This is a genomic window from Halanaerobium praevalens DSM 2228, from assembly GCF_000165465.1.
GTDB lineage: Bacteria > Bacillota > Halanaerobiia > Halanaerobiales > Halanaerobiaceae > Halanaerobium > Halanaerobium praevalens.
Genome location: NC_017455.1, coordinates 700,891 through 716,829 on the forward strand (window position 1 = coordinate 700,891; position 15,939 = coordinate 716,829).

Consider the following 15,939-nt stretch of genomic DNA (forward strand, 5'->3'; position numbering starts at 1 on the left):
AAAAAATTAGAAATTCCTTTTAAAATAGTTAGTTTTTAAATTTAACTTGATATTTAAATGATTTAATTATAAAATATATATAGTTTCTGGGGTTATAGCTCAGCTGGATAGAGCAACAGATTCCTAATCTGTAGGCCGGCGGTTCAAATCCGCCTAACCCCACCATTTATAATACTTGTTATAACAATGATTATACTTAGACCAACCATTAATTTGGCTGGTCTTTTTTATTTTAAAAATCTTTTTCTAGCTAAATTTTTAGCTAAATCAGAAATTAATTTTTCTTCTATTAAGGTATCTTTTTCTTTTTCACTTAATTTATTTAATTGATAATTATCTTCTAATTTGATTATCCATTCAGCATCATATAATATTTTAAAATTATTACTACTAACTTTTCCAGCTTTATGATGATGAATAACAATTTGAGCAATTTCTTCCATTGTTTGAAAATCAATATTTAATGATTCAATATTTAAAGATGATATTAGATCTTTTGCAGAGGCTGAAGATTTCAATTTTTTTAAGATTATAGAATTATTTTCAGAGTTTGTTTTATCTTGTTTTAATCCTAGATCATGTAATACAGCAGAATAGATAATAACTTGTTCACTGAGGTTTTCATTTGGGTATTTTGTTTTAAATAATTTTATTAATTCAGCTGCACATTCTGTAACTTTTAAATTTTGCTCTAAGTTTAATTTGTCTGTACCAAAGTGATTTTTAAGCTCTTCAATTAATTTATATTTTAACATTTTAGCCCCCTATTGTACTATTTTATGATTTTTAAAAACAAAACTCAGATAAGCTTATGTTATTTAATATATTCACTATAATCTTCATTTCTCCTTTAAATCTTTTGCTTAATTATTATATATTTCTGAAAAATAATAATCTTGTAAAGAAAATTAATAAATGATAAGATTAACAATAAGAATTATAATTTTTTTATAATAATTTAAAATTAATTTATTTAAAAGAAAGGAAGATTATTTTGAAAGCAATTATTAGTGTTATTGGTCTTGATCAAATTGGAATTATTGCTGAAGTGAGTACTATTTTAGCAGAAGAAAAAGTTAATATTTTAGATATTAGTCAAACTATACTTAATGATTACTTTACAATGACAATGTTGATTAATTTAGATGAGGTTGATATTTCCTTGGAAGAATTAAAAAAGAAATTACAAGAAACAGGAGATAGACTAGGGGTTTCTATTAAACTGCAACATGAAGAAATTTTTCGTTCAATGCATAGAATTTAAAAATTCCACTCAAATTATAAAGGTTGAAAGGAAGTGAGTCAATGTTAAATACATATGAAATTATGGAAACAGTGAGAATGTTAGAAGAAGAGAAATTAGATATTAGAACAATTACAATGGGAATTTCTTTAGCTGATTGTGCAGATAGTAATGGCAAAAAGGCACGAGAAAAGATATATAATAAAATTACTAATTATGCAGGTGATTTAGTGAAGACAGCTGCAGAAATTGAATTAAAATATGATATTCCTATTATTAATAAAAGAATTTCGGTAACCCCGATTTCACTTATAGCAGCTGCTAGTAATGACTCAGATTATGTAGAATTTGCTAAAGTTTTAGATAAAGCAGCTAAGGAAGTAGGAGTTGACTTTATTGGAGGTTTTTCTGCTTTAGTTCAAAAAGGAATGACCAAAGCTGACAAAAAATTAATTAATTCAATTCCAAGAGCTTTATCTGAAACAGAAAGAGTGTGTGGCTCTGTAAATATTGGGACTACTAGAGCTGGTTTAAATATGGATGCTATAGCTTTAATGGGTCAAATAGTAAAAGAATGTGCTGAGCTAACTGCTGCTCAAGGTGGGGTAGCAGCTAGTAAATTAGTAGTTTTTGCTAATGCGCCTGAAGATAATCCTTTTATGGCTGGTGCTTTTCATGGAGTTGGTGAAGGAGAATGTATGATAAATGTTGGTATTTCTGGCCCGGGAACTGTTAAGTCTGCTTTAACAAGGGTTAAAGGAGAATCCTTTGATCAAGTTGCTGAAACAATTAAAAAAACAGCCTTTAAAATCACAAGAATGGGTCAATTAGTTGCTCAAGAAGCATCCGAAAAGCTAGGAGTAACTGCTGGTATTGTTGATCTTTCATTAGCTCCAACTCCAGCAGTAGGAGATAGTGTAGCTCGTATATTGGAAGAAATAGGGGTTGAAGTTGCTGGCAGCCATGGAACAACTGCTGCTCTGGCACTTTTAAATGATGCAGTTAAAAAAGGAGGAGTAATGGCTTCATCTCATGTTGGAGGCTTAAGTGGTGCTTTTATTCCTGTTAGTGAAGATGCTGGAATGATTGAAGCAGTTGAAAAAGGTGCTTTAAATTTAGAAAAATTAGAAGCAATGACTGCTGTTTGCTCAGTTGGACTTGATATGATAGCTGTACCTGGTAAAACCACAGCAGATACTATTGCAGCAATTATTGCAGATGAAGCTGCAATTGGAATGGTTAATAGTAAAACAACAGCAGTTAGAATAATTCCTGTTCCAGGTAAAGATGTTGGAGAAGAAGTAGTTTATGGTGGATTATTTGGTAAAGCTCCAATAATGAAAGTTAGTGATTATTCCAGCTCTAATTTTATTGCTCGGGGTGGTAGAATACCAGCACCTTTACAAAGTCTTAAAAATTAGGAGGATTTAATGAGTCAAGTAACTATTTCTCAAAAAAAATTTGGCGAATTAAAAGATGGCAGAAAAGCAGATTTATATATCTTAGAAAATAAAAATGATCTCAAAATTGAAATTACAAATTATGGAGCTAGAATAGTTCGACTTTATACTCCAGATAAAAATGGTAATTTAGCAGATATAGTTTTAGGTTATGATAATTTAGAGCAATATTTGAGTGATCCCAATTATTTTGGGGCAATAATTGGTCGCTATAGTAATCGAATTGCAGGAGCTACATTTGAGTTAAATAAGCAAAAACATCATTTAGAAATAAATGAAAGAATAAATGGTCAAGCTTGTTGTTTACATGGTGGTCAAGATGGATTTGATAGTCAATTATGGACTGCAGAAAAAGTTGAATTAAATGGTAAAAAATCAATTAAGCTGACTCATTTAAGCCAAGAAGGAGAAGGTGGTTTTCCTGGTAACTTAAAGGCTGTGGTTTATTATACTCTGACATCTGATAATAAATTAAGAGTTGAATATAGAGCAGAAACTGATCAGCCAACAGTAGTAAATTTGACTCAGCATAGTTATTTTAATTTAAAAGGTCAGGGAAACTCAACTATAGCAGATCATTTATTATATCTTAAAGCAGATAAATATACTCCAATTACTGAAAATCTGATTCCAACTGGTGAAATTAGATCAGTTAAGAACTCTCCCTTTGATTTTAGAAATACTAAAAAAATATCTGCTGGCCTTAAATCTAAACATAAGCAGCTAGAGTTAGCTAATGGTTATGATCATAATTTTGTTTTAAATAAAACAGAAAAAGAACTTGAATTAGCTGCTAGGTTGAAAGAAAGAAAAAGTGGGAGGCAGCTTGAGGTCTGGACAACTGAGCCTGGAATTCAGTTTTATAGTGGAAATGAAATTATTTTGTCTAAAAAAGCTAAAAATAATAAAAATTATAGTAGTCGGAGTGGACTTTGTTTAGAAACTCAGCATTATCCCAATTCACCTAATCAAGAAAATTTTCCTGCTACTGTTTTAAGACCAGGTGAAAAATATCGAACAGTAACAGAATTTAAATTTGATTTAATTCAATAAAGACTCTTTTAAAGTTTAAATAGGGATAGATTTTTTTTAAAAGCAAGTTTTTTGTCTATAATCAGAAAATTGATTTGATTTTATTTTTAAAATTTAATAAAATAACATTAACTTCTATTTAATTTCAATATTGCTCGATTTTATTAAAAATAGAATTTTTAAAACAAGGGGAGTGATTTTTTTGAAAAAAGAAGAAAGTTTTTTATCTTTCTCAGAAAATATTAAACTTAGTAAAAGTTTAAGCACTAAAATAATAGCAATAATTGCTTTAGTTATTATTTTAGGTATGGGGGGCCTGGGATATTCAATTAATAAAACAGTAAATGAAGAAATAACTGAGTTGGCTCGTGAAAGAAATAACGGTATTGCAGAAAAGATGGAAGCTGAAATAAGTTCTTTTTTACAAGAAAAAAAGGCAGTAATTGATTTTTTAGCTACTCAATCAGAAGTTAAAAATGCCAGTTCAAAAGAATTATTAGTGCTATTAAATTCTGTAGTAGAAAATTATGATGAATTTCAAAATTTATATTTAGGAACACCAGCTGGTGAGATGATGATAGCACCTGAAGATAATTTACCTGCAGATTATGATCCAAGAGTTAGACCTTGGTATAAAAATGCCCAAAAAACAGATCAAGCTGTTTGGACTGATACTTATCGGGATGCTGGTAGTGGAAATTTAATAATTTCAGTTGCCAAAAAAGTTAGAGATCAAAATGGTGATTTTGTTGGAATTATAGCAGGAGATATCTCTTTAGCTGGAATTAGCAGTTTAGTTGCGACAACTAAAGTTGGTGAAACAGGCTATACGTTTATGATTGATTCAGAAGCTAAATTATTAGCTCATCCAGATCAAAAACTAGTAGCTGATCGCTTTGATGTTAGTCAACTTTTTGATACTTCTGCAGCTACAAATGGTCAATCTGGTTTTATAGAATATGATTATCAAGGAGAAGGCAGACTTAGCTCTTTTATTCCAATTGACGAGATAGAAGGAGCAATTTTTGCTCAAATTCCGTCAGCAGAGGCCTATAATGCTAATGCTAAAGTTTTAAGACAAATAATCATTTTATCGATTATTGTTTTATTAGTTTTAGTAACTATAATTGCTTTTTATATTAGAACAAATCTTGTTAAACCAATTGTTAATTATGGAGAACAGATGCGCAAAGTCTCTGATGGCAATCTAGATGTAGAACTAGAAATTGAGCGACAAGATGAATTAGGTAGATTAGGTCATATTTTTAATCAAATGGTTAAAGACTTAAAAAATATGGTCCATAGTATTAAAGAAACTTCTAATCAGGTGACAGAAACTTCTGAGCATTTAGAAGAAAGTTCAAGAGAAGTTGGTAATACATCAGAACAAGTAGCAATTTCGATTCAAGAAGTTGCGACTGGTGCTGATCAACAAGCTAAAAATGTAGAGGGAGTTTCAAATAATATTCAGCAATTGGCAGAAGGTATAGAAGAACTGGATACTAATAATCAAGAAGTTGAAGTTTTAACTAAAGATATGAATCAAGTAACTGCAGAAGGAACAGAAAAAATGGATAAATTAAATAATCAAATGCATCAAATTGTAAAATCAATGCGTGAAGTTGCTGCAGACATTTCTGAGTTAGAGTCTATTTCTCAAGAAATTGGAAGTATTATTGATATAATTAATAATATTTCTGAACAAACTAATTTATTAGCCTTAAATGCTGCTATTGAGGCTGCTAGAGCAGGAGAAGCTGGTCGAGGCTTTTCAGTAGTGGCTGATGAAATTAGAGATTTGGCAGAAGAATCTTCTTCTTCAGCAGATAAAATCAAAAAATTAATAGATGAAGTAACTGTTACAACTGAGTCAGTTGGAAAAGAAATGAAAAGCAGTGAAAAAGAAATTTTAAATGGAGAAGAATTAGTTGATTCAGCTAGTTCTACTTTTAAAGAAATTAAAAATACCTTAGCTAAAATAAATGAAGGTATGAAAAAATCAGCTAAAATTGTTACAGATAGTAATCAATTTAGTAAAAAAATATCTAATAATGCTCAGAATATTGCTGGGATTTCTCAAGAAACTTCAGCCTCAGCAGAGGAAGTAGCTGCTGCTAGTGAAGAACAAACAGCTTCAGTTGAAGAAGTTTCTTCTATTGCAAACGAACTGGCAGAAAGAGCATCTCAATTAGAACAATTAATAGAAAAGTTTGATGTTTAGTTTAATTTAAGTTAATCCCGCTAGCCTTAAAAAGCTAAGCGGGTTTATTTTTAAAAAGTTTATTTTAAATAAAATGAGATTATAAATATATAAATTTTAGATTTGGAGGAAATAATAATGCAGAAAAAAGATCTTTTAAGATCTATACCAGCTATTAATGATTTTTTGAAATCAGAAAAAGCAGAAAAAATAATTAATAAATATACTAGAAATAGATTTTTAGAGAGTTTAAGTTCTGAATTAGATAAAATCAGAAATAAAATTTTGGCTAAAGAAAGTGGTTTTGATTTAATAAAGGAAGAATTAGCAATCAACCAAGTTTTAAATAAAGTTGAAAAAGAGTTAAATTCTGAAGAGGACCAAGGAATTAAAAAAGTTATTAATGCAGGTGGAATAATAGTACATACTAATTTAGGGCGTTCTGTTTTGGCTGAAAATGCTTTAGAAAAAGCTATTTCTATTGCTGGTGAATATTCTAGCTTAGAATTTGATTTAGAAACTGGAAAAAGAGGCTATAGATATAATAGAATCAAAAAGTTATTAAAAGATTTAACAGGTGCTGAATCAGCAGTTGTAGTTAATAATAATGCAGCAGCTGTTATGATAGTCTTAAAAACAGTGGCAGAAGCTAAAGAAGTTATTTTAGCTAGGGGTGAAATGGTAGAGATTGGAGGCTCTTTTAGAGTTCCAGAAGTAATGGAAAGTAGTGGAGCCATTTTAAAAGAGGTTGGATCAACTAATAAAGTTTATTTAAAAGATTATTTAGCAGCAGTAAATGAAAAAACAGGGGCCTTGCTTAAAGTTCATACTAGTAATTATAGAATCCAAGGGTTTACTCATTTCGTTGAGGCTAAAGAAATGGTAGAGGCGGCTCACAAACATAATTTACCTGTTATTGAAGATTTAGGTAGTGGAATTTTATTTGATCTTTCTCAATACGGTTTAGCTTATGAACCTACAGTACAAGAAGCAGTTAAAGCTGGAATCGATATTTTGACTTTTAGTGGAGATAAACTTCTGGGAGGACCACAGGCAGGAATTATTGTAGGTAAAGAAGAATATATATCAGAAATAGAAGCACATCCACTAATGAGAGCACTGAGAGTAGATAAGATGACACTGGCAAGTTTAGAAGAAACTTTAAAATTATATTATAATTTTGAAGAAGCTATAGAAAAAATACCAACTCTAAATTTAATTACTGAAAAGGCAGAAAAAGTTAAATTGAGAGCTGAGAAATTATTAGCTCAAATAAAGGCACCTAAAAATATTGAATTGAAAATTAATAAATCAGAGGCTAAAGTAGGTGGAGGAGCTTATCCTTTAAGTACTTTTGCTAGCTACGCTTTAGTTATTGATCTTGGAGAAAAGAGTGCAGAAAACTTTAGCTATCAATTAAGACAGCTCAAAACTCCAGTAATTGCTAGAATTCAAAATGAGAAATTGGTTTTTGATTTAAAAACAGTAGCAGAGCGTCATTTGCCTGAATTAGCCTGTGCAATTAATAAAGTATTAACTGAGGTGTTTTAAGTGACTAAAAATATTATAATAGGAACAGCAGGTCATGTTGATCATGGAAAAAGTACTTTAATTAAGGCTTTAACTGGTGATGAAACAGATAGACTGGCAGCAGAAAAAGAAAGAGGTATTTCAATTGAGCCTGGTTTTTCCCATTTAGAAAATGATAAAACTAATTCTGAAAATTTACGCTTAGGGATAGTTGATGTCCCTGGTCATGAAAAATTTGTTAATAAAATGTTAGCAGCTGCTGGGGGTGTAGATTTAGCTTTAATAGTTATTGCAGCAGATGAAGGTGTTATGCCTCAAACCTTAGAACATTTAGCCATTTTAGATTTATTAGAAGTAGAAAAAGCAATTATTGTTTTAACTAAGATTGAGCTTGTAGATAAAGAGTGGACTGATTTAATAGAATTAGATTTAAAAGATCAATTTAAGGGTAGTTTTGCTGCAAAAGCTGATATAGTTCGAGTTGATTCTGAAACTGGTAAGGGAATTGCTGCTTTAAAAGATTTAATTATAGAAACAGCTTTACAGATGAAAAAACGTCAGAAATCGGAAATACCATATTATCCTATTGATCGAGTATTTACTCTTAAAGGTTTTGGTACTGTTGTAACTGGTACTTTGTTTAGTGGTGAAATTAAAGCTGGAGAAGAGCTTGCTTTATATCCAATGGAAAAAACAATCAAAATTAGAAGTTTAGAAAACCATGGTCAAGAAGTTGAAAAGGTGGAAGCAGGTAGCAGAGTTGGAATTAATATTGGTGGTTTAGAAAAATCTGAAATAGAAAAAGGGAATATTATAACAACTCCAGATTCACTTTTAAAAAGTAAATTTTTTGAAGCTGAACTTAAAATTTTAGAAAACTTAAATTTTACTATAAAAAATGGTGATTCAATTCATTTTCATACAGCTGCTCTAGACACTACTGGTAAAATTTATTTATATAATAAAAAAGAAGCATTTCCTGGTGAAAAAGTATATGTTAAGTTAGTTTTAGCTGAAAAAGCAGCCTTATTTTTTAAACAAAAATATATAATCAGACGTTTTTCTCCAATGCAGACAATTGGAGGAGGAGAAATTTTAGAGCTTGACCCTCCACCACGCAGAAAAGTATCTGAGCACAAAATAATGACTGATTTAGATAATCTAAAAAAAGCTGATCTAAAAGAAGCAGTTGAAATTTTTATTAGAAAAAAAGAAAATTCAGCAGCTGAAATTAAGTTTTTAAAGAAAAAAAGTGCTTTAAAAAATGAAAAGTTAAAAAGTATTCTAGATGATTTAGTAAAAGAAGCAAAAATTATTGAATTAAGAACTGATAAAAGCTATATTCACTACCAAGATTTTGAAAAAATAAAAGAAGATATTTTAAAAATAATAAATGCCTATCATAAAAAGTTTGAACTGAGAGCTGGCTTAAAAAAAGAAGAACTTAGATCTAAAATAGATTTTAGTTTAAATAAAAAAGAAATGGATACTATGCTTGAAATTTTAGTTAAAGAGAAAGTGCTTAAAGAAAATAATAATTTAATTTCAGAATTTGCTTTTAAAATCAGCTTAACTAAGGATCTATTAGCTATTAAAAATAAAATTTTAAAATTATATCAAAAAAATCTTTTTAATCCCCCTGCCAAAGAAGAAATAGTTGAGCAATATGAAAATGGAGCAAGTATTTTTAATTATTTGGTAGATAATAATTATTTAGTTCAAATAAACTCTGAATTATATTTTGATCAAGAAGTTTATTCTCAGCTAAAAATAATCTTAAATAATTATTTTCAAAAAAATGAATCACTTAGTTTAGCGGAATTTAGGGATTTAATTGGAAGTAGTAGGCGTTATGCTTTACCTTTATTAAAAAAATTAGAAGAGCTTAAATTATTAAAAAGAAAAGAGGATTTACGTTATCCGACTAATAAATTAGAAAAAATTAAAAAAAGCGATTAATTAACTTGATGAAATATAAGAATAATGTTAGAATAGATATTAGCAAATATAAGGGAGTGGCTGTGTCCATGGTGGACATCTTGGACTTCAAATCCAATGGCAGGCAGGCGGACCTGTCTGTGGTGGGTTCGATTCCCACACATTCCCGCCAAATTACTACAGTCTTTATTTTAGGCTGTGGTTTATTTTTATTTAAGGTCTTGATTTTAATTAGTTAATTACAAAAGACTAAATAAGGAGAATTTAAATGTATGGACTTGTGCTTGAAGGTGGTGGTGCAAAAGGTGCCTATCATATCGGAGCTCTTAAAGCGATTAAAGAGCTGAATTTAGAAGTTGAAGCAGTTGCTGGCACTTCTATTGGAGCAATGAATGGAGCAATGTTTGTACAGGGCAAATTAGATATAGCTTATGATTATTGGTATAATATTTCTACTGCAGAAGTTTTGGATATTGAAGATAAGCATTTATCTAATTTATTGAATTTAAGTATAAATCAAAATAATTTAATTTATTTTATTAAAAAATTTAAAGAAGTAATTCAAAATAGAGGTTTGGATAATTCTTTTTTAAGAAAAATTTTAGAAGAAAATATTGATGAAAAAAAGTTAAGAGATGCTAAAATTGATTTTGCAATAGTTACTTTATCTCTAAGTGATTTACGGCCACTGGAACTATTTATTGAAGATATTCCCCAAGGTAAATTAGTAGATTATATAATGGCAAGTTCTTATTTGCCTGCTTTTAAAATGCAGCGAATAGATGGTAAAATTTTAATAGACGGTGGGTTTTATGAAAATTTACCAATTAAAACTCTTCTTAAAAAAGGATATCAAAAAATTATAGCAATTAGAACTTATAGTTTAGGTAAAATTGAACAAAAGTCGACTGAAAATGAAAATATAATATTTATTAATCCTAGTCAAAATTTAGGTAGAATGCTTAATTTTGAGCAAAAAAATGCTCGTCAAAATATAGAAATGGGTTATTATGATACTTTAAGATATTTTAAAAATTTGGCTGGAACTAAGTATTATCTTAATATAAATGAAACTGAAAATTTTTTTATTAATTATTTATTGAAATTAGATAAAAAAGTAATTAAAAAATTATTAAAACAATTTTCATTACCTGAAGAACCTTATCTTCGTTCTTTTTTAGAAAACTTAATTCCTAAATTAATTAATTTATTAGAAATAGATTATAGTTCAGATTATAAAAAAATTATAATTAGTTTACTAGAAAAACTTGCAGATAACTTAGAAATTAATAGATATCAAATTTATAAATTTAAAGAACTTTTAACTTTAGTTAATAAAAATTATCAAAAAAAAGATAAAAAGCTAGTGAAAAAATTGCCAGCTTTTATTAAAAAAAGTGGTTTTCTACCAAAACAACTAAAAGAAGATCTATTATTAGATATTGCTGCTAAGTTGTTTATTGAGCCAGGAGGAAATAATTTTTATGAATAGAAAAAATAAAAATAGTGATTTAAGTCCAGAAAAAGAAATGATTCGGGATTTACGAAAAAGAATTTATGGTCAAAGTGATGCTGGCCCTGAATTACCTGTTAGTGATAAAAATTGTGTTTTTTGCGGTTCGAAATCAGATTTAAAAAAATATAAAGATTCTTATATTTGTAATGAATGTTTAAATGGTATTTTAAATTAAAAATTTAGCTTTTTAGGTTTAAAATATATTGATAATAAAACGTTTAGTTAATAAATAAAAATTATAAAGGAGTTAACTGCATGAGTGCACTTTTGATTGGAATAGCAGGTGGAACTGCATCTGGTAAAACTACTTTAGCCAAAACTTTGAAAAATTCTTTTCAAGATAAAGTAGCAATTTTAAAACATGATTATTATTATTATGATCAAAGTCATTTTAAAGTTGCTGATCAAGATATTAATTTTGATCATCCTGATTCTTTTGAAACTGATTTATTAATAAAACAATTAGAAAAATTAAAAGAAAAAAAAGAAATTGCTAGGCCTGTTTATTCTTATAAGACCAACAATCGTTTAGCAGAAACTAAAAAAGTTAAGCCTGCTCCAATTATTATAGTAGAAGGAATTTTGATTTTTCATTATCAAAAATTAAAAGAACTATTTGATTTAAAAATTTATGTAGATACTGCTGCTGATATTAGATTATTAAGAAGAATTAGTAGAGATATTAAAGAAAGAGATAGAACTTTTAATTCTGTTAAAAAGCAATATTTAAGTACTGTAAAACCAATGCACCAAAAATTTGTAGAACCAAGTAAATATCAGGCAGATATTATTATTCCACATGGTGGCTTAAATGAAATTGCTAATGATTTAATTATAAAAAAAATAAAAGATCACCTCAGAGAAAATTAATATAGCAAGAAAATGCTATATTTTTTTAAATTAATTGGTAAAAAAATACAGGAAAAGTAAATTTTATCAAGAATATTAACTTAGGAGGTGTTTTATAATGAAAAATAAAAGTAAAACTATAATTATTGTAGTTGTTATTATGGCTTTGGTTTTTATTGCTTATTCTCAAAAAAATTTAAAAAATGAGTCGGATTTTAAAAGTTTAAATGATTTAAGTTTAAAAGAAAGTTCTATTGCTTCTAAATCAAATAACAAAAAAGCAACTAAAGTGATTGTTCATTTAAGTGGAGCAGTTAAAAATCCAGGGGTTTATAAATTAACTGAAAGTGACAGACTAATTGATTTAATTAAAGCTGCGGGGGGATTAACCACAAAAGCTGATCTTGATCAAATAAATTTAGCTGAGAAATTATTTGATGGTCAAAAATTAAAAATACCTTCTCTTTTAAAATTAAAAGAAACTTCTAATTTAAAGGCAAAAAATAAAGTTATAAATCAAAATTATAGTTCAAAAAATACTGATAGTAAATATTTGAATATTAATCGAGCTTCACAAGCTGAATTAGAAAGTTTAAGTGGTATAGGGCCTGCTAAAGCTGCAACTATAATTAAATATCGTTCTGATAATGGACCTTTTGCTCAAAAAAAAGATTTATTAAAAATAAGTGGTATTGGCCCCAAAACATTAGCTAATATTGAAGATGAGATTGTTTTAAGATGAATTTTAATTTAAAAAGAAGACCATTTTTTTTCATAGCTCTTGCTTTAGTTGGAGGCCTTTTAACTACTTATTTATTAATTTATTTGAAATTGTTTTTGTTACTTAAAGTAATTTTAATGTTTGAATTATTATTCTTATTTTATTTTTTTATATTTCGTTTAAATTTTTCTAAAGATGATATTTTTATTTTTTTAATTATTTTATTTTTTATTTTGGGAACAATTCTATTTACTTATCAAGAATATAAACTTCAAAGTAAATTTTCTTTAAACAAAATTGAGTCTCAAAATATAAAACTAATAGCGAAGTTATATTTTGACCTTGGAGATTTAGAAGGAGATACAGTTTATTTAAAGCCCTATTTTATTAATGGTCAAAAAATTAAATACGGAAAAATAATTATTCATTCTAAAAAATTAGATAATTTTAATGACGGTGATTTAATAAGTTTAGAATTAGAGTTAAGTGAAATTGATACAGCTTTAAATCCAGGTTCATTTTCTTATGCCAAATATCTTAGAAAGAAAGGTGTTTATAAACAAGGTTGGGAATTAGAAAAAATAAATTTAATTCAAAAAAGTAAATCTATAAAAAATTCATTAATTAGTTTTAAAAAAATATTATTAACTAATATTGATTATTTATTTAGTTTTAAAAATGGTGCTTTTATTAAAGCAATTTTATTAGGAGAAAGAGAAGATTTAAATTTTACTCAAAAAGATTTATTAAAAAATGCGGGTGCAAGTCATTTACTGGCAATTTCAGGTTTGCATATGGGGATTATTATTTTAAGTTTTTCTTATTTATTATTTAAAATTTTCACTAGCAAAAAAATGGCTCTTTACTTTTTGAGTTTTTTGATTTTTATTTATATTATACTTGTAGGTGCAGCTGTTTCGATTATAAGAGCAGCTTTATTAGCTCTTTTATTTTTATGGGCCTCTGAGTTTAATCGAGAGGCAGATTTTTTAAATATTATAGCTTTAACTTTGATAATTAATTTAGTAATTAATCCTTTAGCTTTATTTACAGTTTCTTTACAACTGTCATATATTTTGGTTTTAGCCTTATTTTATTTAACACCTATTTTTAAGCAGAGATTACCAGTATTTTTAGCTGTCTCATTAGTAGCTCAACTGGCTTCAATTGCAATTGCAGGTTACTATTTTAATCAGTATTCTTATATTTCTTTAATTACTAATCTTTGGTTAATTCCTTATATTAGTTTATTATTACCATTTATATTTACTTTAGTCTTTTTATCAATTTTTAGTCTAAATTTAATATTACCTTTAGTGTTTTTGATAGAATGTTTATTAAATTATTTATTTAAAGGTCTTAAATTAATGACTATTCTACAAGGTAGACCTTTAGTAATTGGAAAATTAAATTTAATAACAGTGATTTTTTATTATATATTATTATTTTCTTTAGCTTTTTTATATAGGAAATACTATATCCAATTAAATTTAAATAAAATTTTATTTTGGCGTAAAATAGTTTCTTTATTATTATTAATGCTTATTAGTTCTTTTTTTATTAATTTCAATTCCAATAAATTAGAAATTAATTTTGTTGCAGTAGGACAAGGAGATGGAATATTTATTCAATTTCCAGGATCAGAAAATATGTTAATTGATACAGGGCCACCAGGTACTAAGGGACGAAATATTGAATATAATATTATTTCTTATCTGAATTACTTAGGAGTTAAAAAAATTGATTATTTTTTGGTAAGTCATTTTGATGCTGATCACGTAGGGGGAATTGAGCACTTATTTAAAAGAAAAAAAGTCAAAAATGTTTTAATTCCTCCTTTTACAGAGAAAACTACTTTTCATAGTTTTCTTAATCAAAAAATTAAAGAAAAAAAAGTTAAAGCAAATTATTTAACAGCAGGTATGGTTTTTAAGCTTGGAAATTGTAAAATAGAAATTTTAAATCCTGAGCCAAATCAGATTCATTCAGATAGAAATGAAAATTCTATAGTTTTTTTATTAACACATAAAAATAATAGTTTTTTATTTACTGGAGATCTTTCTCAAGCTGGAGAAGAAAGAATAGTTAAAAAATATGATTTAGCTCATGTAGATGTTTTAAAAGCAGGTCACCACGGTAGTAAAACATCAAGTGGACAAAAATTATTAACAAAAATCAAGCCTGACTTAGCTATTATTTGTGTAGGGAAAAATAATTTTGGTCATCCAGCACCAGTGGTTTTAAACAGATTTAAGACAAATTCAATTAGATATTTAAGAACTGATCAAAATGGATTAATTAAAATAATTTCTGATGGTAGCCAAATTAGAGTAAGAACTTTTAAATAAATAAAGCTTAATAATTGGAGAGGAGCTCTTAAATATGTTAAAATAATTAAGAAGCAGAATAAGTTAAGTTAAAGAAGGTGGCTAAAATGGAAATAGAAGAATTTATTAAAAAAGAAAAAAAAGCAAAAAAATTATATTATATTTATGCAGAAAATACGTATTTAAGAAATAAATTTAAAAAAGAATTTATGCAGAAATTTATTCCTCATTCAATTAGAGACTTTAATTTGGCTAAAGTGAATCCTGGAGATGAATATTTAAAAAGACTTTATAGTGCAGTCCAGACACCCCCAATGGGAGCCGAAAAAAGATATATTATTTCTGATTTTGATGATTCTGATTCTTTAAACCAAAAACAAAAAGAAAAGCTTTTAGAGATATTTAAAGGTTTATCAACTAGTTCAACTTTAGTTTTTTTAACTGCAAATAAGCTTGATAAGAGAAGGAAATTTTATCAAGCTTTAAAAGAAATTGCTGAATACCAAGAATTTGAACCACCTCGTTATCGTGATTTAGATAAATGGATTATGGAGCGTTTTCAAAAATATAATAAAAAAATTGATCGTCAAAGCCTTAAAATATTAGAAAATATGTTTAGTAATAAATTAGAAATTTTAAATAGTGAAATAGAAAAAATAATAACTCGTTACCCAGATAAAGATAAAATTTCTTATTATGATTTAAAAGAAATAATTAGTAGAGAAAAATTTATTCAAGATGAAGAAATCTTTAAATTTTTAGATTTAATTGGTGATAAAAAAACTGATCAAGCTCTTTTAACTTTAAAAGAAATGTTAAATAAAGGAGTTTATCCGTTATATTTATTAACAATGCTTAAAAATCAGATAGAACTTTTAATGCAGGTTAAATTCTATAGCCAATATACTCATAATAATAAAAAAATAGCAGCTAAATTAAATAAACATCCATATCCAGTCAAAAAAGCAATGAAAAGAAGTAGAAATTTTAGTCAAAAAGAATTAGAACAAATATTAGCTGAAATTTTAAGAGCAAATCGTCATTTTTTAACAGGCTATTATCCAAATCAAAATACTGCTTTAGAAATGATTATTATTAAATCAGTTTCTTATTAAGTATTAAT

General features: G+C 27.3%; 13 protein-coding genes and 2 tRNA genes. 14 read left to right on the forward strand and 1 reads right to left on the reverse strand.

All coding sequences use genetic code 11. The features are described 5' to 3' along the window. The first annotated feature begins 88 nt into the window (after nt 1-88). A tRNA-Arg gene (locus HPRAE_RS03195) sits at nt 89-165 on the forward strand. Nucleotides 166-227: 62 nt separating this feature from the next. On the opposite strand, the gene HPRAE_RS03200 is transcribed toward HPRAE_RS03195, so the two are convergent. Continuing rightward, nucleotides 228-755 carry a hypothetical protein gene (locus HPRAE_RS03200; RefSeq protein ID WP_014552815.1) on the reverse strand — a complete coding sequence of 176 codons (528 nt, stop codon included), beginning with the start codon at nt 753-755 and terminating at the stop codon, nt 228-230. Nucleotides 756-994: 239 nt separating this feature from the next. On the opposite strand from HPRAE_RS03200, the gene HPRAE_RS03205 reads away from it, so the two are divergent. The 13 genes from HPRAE_RS03205 to holA all read left to right on the forward strand — a co-directional run bounded on the left by HPRAE_RS03205 (nt 995) and on the right by holA (nt 15,931). Then, nucleotides 995-1,264, forward strand: a complete 270-nt coding sequence (locus HPRAE_RS03205) for an ACT domain-containing protein (protein WP_014552816.1) — start codon at nt 995-997, stop codon at nt 1,262-1,264. A 41-nt stretch (nt 1,265-1,305) separates the two neighbouring features. Further along, on the forward strand, nt 1,306-2,664 hold the full coding sequence (locus HPRAE_RS03210; RefSeq protein WP_014552817.1) for a PFL family protein: 1,359 nt from the start codon (nt 1,306-1,308) through the stop codon (nt 2,662-2,664). A gap of 9 nt (nt 2,665-2,673) precedes the next feature. Further along, nucleotides 2,674-3,756, forward strand: a complete 1,083-nt coding sequence (locus HPRAE_RS03215; protein WP_014552818.1) for an aldose epimerase family protein — start codon at nt 2,674-2,676, stop codon at nt 3,754-3,756. Nucleotides 3,757-3,928: 172 nt separating this feature from the next. Further along, complete coding sequence (locus HPRAE_RS03220) at nt 3,929-5,956, forward strand: methyl-accepting chemotaxis protein (protein ID WP_425357539.1); 2,028 nt, start codon at nt 3,929-3,931, stop codon at nt 5,954-5,956. Nucleotides 5,957-6,073: 117 nt separating this feature from the next. After that, nucleotides 6,074-7,486, forward strand: a complete 1,413-nt coding sequence (gene selA, locus HPRAE_RS03225) for an L-seryl-tRNA(Sec) selenium transferase (RefSeq protein WP_014552820.1) — start codon at nt 6,074-6,076, stop codon at nt 7,484-7,486. Further along, nucleotides 7,487-9,424 carry a selenocysteine-specific translation elongation factor gene (gene selB, locus HPRAE_RS03230; RefSeq protein ID WP_014552821.1) on the forward strand — a complete coding sequence of 646 codons (1,938 nt, stop codon included), beginning with the start codon at nt 7,487-7,489 and terminating at the stop codon, nt 9,422-9,424. Nucleotides 9,425-9,476: 52 nt separating this feature from the next. Next, nucleotides 9,477-9,575, forward strand: a tRNA-Sec gene (locus HPRAE_RS03235). 96 nt (nt 9,576-9,671) lie between these two features. Beyond that, nucleotides 9,672-10,895, forward strand: coding sequence for a patatin-like phospholipase family protein (locus tag HPRAE_RS03240; RefSeq protein ID WP_014552822.1), 1,224 nt, complete (start codon nt 9,672-9,674; stop codon nt 10,893-10,895). Next, the gene (locus HPRAE_RS03245) at nt 10,888-11,094 is read left to right on the forward strand and encodes a hypothetical protein (RefSeq protein WP_014552823.1); all 207 of its coding nucleotides are present in this window, start codon (nt 10,888-10,890) and stop codon (nt 11,092-11,094) included. Before HPRAE_RS03240 ends, HPRAE_RS03245 begins: the two co-directional genes overlap by 8 nt. An 80-nt stretch (nt 11,095-11,174) precedes the next feature. After that, the gene (udk, locus tag HPRAE_RS03250) at nt 11,175-11,789 is read left to right on the forward strand and encodes a uridine kinase (protein ID WP_014552824.1); all 615 of its coding nucleotides are present in this window, start codon (nt 11,175-11,177) and stop codon (nt 11,787-11,789) included. Between the two features lie 97 nt (nt 11,790-11,886). Next, nucleotides 11,887-12,510 (forward strand): helix-hairpin-helix domain-containing protein, encoded by a 624-nt coding sequence (locus HPRAE_RS03255; RefSeq protein WP_014552825.1) that lies wholly within the window; start codon nt 11,887-11,889, stop codon nt 12,508-12,510. Then, nucleotides 12,507-14,837 (forward strand): DNA internalization-related competence protein ComEC/Rec2, encoded by a 2,331-nt coding sequence (locus HPRAE_RS03260; RefSeq protein WP_014552826.1) that lies wholly within the window; start codon nt 12,507-12,509, stop codon nt 14,835-14,837. Before HPRAE_RS03255 ends, HPRAE_RS03260 begins: the two co-directional genes overlap by 4 nt. A gap of 86 nt (nt 14,838-14,923) precedes the next feature. Then, nucleotides 14,924-15,931 (forward strand): DNA polymerase III subunit delta, encoded by a 1,008-nt coding sequence (gene holA / locus HPRAE_RS03265; protein WP_014552827.1) that lies wholly within the window; start codon nt 14,924-14,926, stop codon nt 15,929-15,931. The last annotated feature ends 8 nt before the right edge of the window (nt 15,932-15,939 follow it).

Excerpts from the sequence above, each read along its gene's own strand:
- HPRAE_RS03200 (WP_014552815.1), bottom strand. The coding sequence starts at position 755 with ATGTTAAAATATAAATTAATTGAAGAGCTTAAAAATCACTTTGGTACA.
- HPRAE_RS03210 (WP_014552817.1), top strand. The coding sequence starts at position 1,306 with ATGTTAAATACATATGAAATTATGGAAACAGTGAGAATGTTAGAAGAA.
- HPRAE_RS03215 (WP_014552818.1), top strand. The coding sequence starts at position 2,674 with ATGAGTCAAGTAACTATTTCTCAAAAAAAATTTGGCGAATTAAAAGAT.
- selA (WP_014552820.1), top strand. The coding sequence starts at position 6,074 with ATGCAGAAAAAAGATCTTTTAAGATCTATACCAGCTATTAATGATTTT.
- HPRAE_RS03240 (WP_014552822.1), top strand. The coding sequence starts at position 9,672 with ATGTATGGACTTGTGCTTGAAGGTGGTGGTGCAAAAGGTGCCTATCAT.
- HPRAE_RS03245 (WP_014552823.1), top strand. The coding sequence starts at position 10,888 with ATGAATAGAAAAAATAAAAATAGTGATTTAAGTCCAGAAAAAGAAATG.
- udk (WP_014552824.1), top strand. The coding sequence starts at position 11,175 with ATGAGTGCACTTTTGATTGGAATAGCAGGTGGAACTGCATCTGGTAAA.
- HPRAE_RS03255 (WP_014552825.1), top strand. The coding sequence starts at position 11,887 with ATGAAAAATAAAAGTAAAACTATAATTATTGTAGTTGTTATTATGGCT.
- HPRAE_RS03260 (WP_014552826.1), top strand. The coding sequence starts at position 12,507 with ATGAATTTTAATTTAAAAAGAAGACCATTTTTTTTCATAGCTCTTGCT.
- holA (WP_014552827.1), top strand. The coding sequence starts at position 14,924 with ATGGAAATAGAAGAATTTATTAAAAAAGAAAAAAAAGCAAAAAAATTA.